This is a genomic window from Treponema sp. OMZ 840 (genome assembly GCF_050937815.1).
Taxonomy (GTDB): Bacteria; Spirochaetota; Spirochaetia; order Treponematales; family Treponemataceae; genus Treponema_C.
The window spans coordinates 1-661 of sequence record NZ_JACDIJ010000039.1 but is presented as its reverse complement, the minus strand read 5'-3'; the positions used below and the strand labels follow the sequence as shown (position 1 = coordinate 661).

2 protein-coding genes are annotated in these 661 nt (G+C 49.0%); one reads left to right on the top strand and one right to left on the bottom strand.

The window, feature by feature from the left end; translation table 11 throughout:
- Nucleotides 1-189: hypothetical protein (locus H0R92_RS14015; RefSeq protein ID WP_432966298.1), on the top strand; the 189-nt coding region annotated here is incomplete at its 5' end.
- A gap of 253 nt (nucleotides 190-442) precedes the next feature.
- Here the strand turns inward: H0R92_RS14015 and H0R92_RS14010 are convergent.
- The coding region (locus H0R92_RS14010) for a hypothetical protein (RefSeq protein WP_432966295.1) at nucleotides 443-661 on the bottom strand (219 nt) is incomplete at its 5' end.

The window sequence follows — 661 nt, the reverse complement described above, 5'->3', positions numbered from 1 at the left end:
GTTCAAAACCGCACGTCCTGCCCGGTTTTGAACTCCGGTTTTGAGCATAGCTCAAAACCGATTACTAACGGCTTTTCCGTACCTCCGTGTACGGGTGCAAACGGGCGGCACAAATGGCGCCGCCCGTTTGCACGACGAGTTTTGCGAAGCAAAACTCGCATAAAAATAGCTTTAGGTTCGCACATTTGAAAATGTGCTCACACTTAAAGATAACATCGAACGTACAGCTGTCAGCTGTATAGGCCGGGTTCTTAGGGGCGGTGCATACAATCGGACGTCCTGTCCGATTGTATGCTTCAAGATTGCCTACGGCAAACGGTTTGCCGCAGGCAATCTTGTTTATATGGAACTGTTCCGGCATCCGTGCCGGGACTGTGAAAAGAAATTTCCCGCTTTTCCTACGGAACAGCGGGAATGGCGGGTACAGGTTGAAGCTCACGGCTTACATAGCGCCGCTCGCTTCAACGTCGAGTTTGTATGCAAACGGAACCTCGTGTTCCGTTTGCAACACCAGTTTTGAGCATAGCTCAAAACTGATTACTAACGGCTTTTCTGCACATCCGTGTGCAGGATTTAAAACAGGATGTTTTATGTGCGGCATTATGCCCGTCAAAACATCGCGGATAATCGGCTTTGAGTTCGCACATTTGAAAATGTGCTC